Raw genomic sequence first — 807 nt, 5'->3', positions numbered from 1 at the left:
AAACGGCCTTCCTGTCGTCTGCCTTGATGCCAGGCATGCGAAGGCGGCATTGTCGGTTCAGCTAAACAAGACTGATGATAATGATGCTGCCTACGGCTTAGCGCAGATTATTCGGTGCGGCTGGTATAAGGAAGTTGCGGTCAAGAGCCTCGACAGCCGTGCGGACCTTGCTTTCCTCCTATGCCCAGCTGGTCAACATTCGCCGCGATCTCGGAACAAAGATACGTGGGCTTTTGAAGACATTCGGCAGGATTGTCGGGAAAGTCAGCGGAAGGAAATATGAGGAATCCGTTCGCGAGCTCTGCGCGGGAGAGCTTGGGCTGGAAGGTGCTGTTTCAGCGTTGCTGGCTGTCCGCGCACGCATTGAGCAAGAAATCAGAACGTTGGAAGAGCACATTCTCGGGTTCGCCAAACACAGCGATCCGTGCCGCCGGTGGATGACCGTGCCCGGCATTGGCGTCTTGACGGCCGTCAGCGTCGTCACGGCGGTGGATGATCCAGCGCGCTTTGTCCGCTCATCGGGTGTTGGTGCCTATTTCGACCTGACGCCGAGACGGTATCAATCGGGAGAAGTCGATCGTGACGGGTCGGTCTCAAAATGCGGTGACACGCTCACACGCACCTATCTCTTCGAGGCCGCGGGCACTCTGTTGGCACGGGTCGCCAGATGGTCTGCGCTGAAAGCGTGGGGCGCGCGCCTGGCGCGCCGGATAGGCAGCAAGAAAGCCCGAGTGGCCGTCGCCTGCAAACTGGCTGTGATCATGCATCGGATCTGGATCGACGGAAGCCAATTCCGCTGGTCGAAGG

At 58.9% G+C, this 807-nt stretch carries 1 protein-coding gene; it reads left to right on the top strand.

The window, feature by feature from the left end; translation table 11 throughout:
• Nucleotides 1-158: 158 nt before the first annotated feature.
• A partial coding sequence (locus AC0L3N_RS33890; RefSeq protein ID WP_473552045.1) for a transposase occupies nt 159-807 on the top strand: 649 nt, incomplete at its 3' end.

Source organism: Mesorhizobium sp. WSM4807 (genome assembly GCF_055811615.1).
Note: the sequence above shows the minus strand (reverse complement) of the source record. Positions and strands in the feature narration are given on the sequence as shown.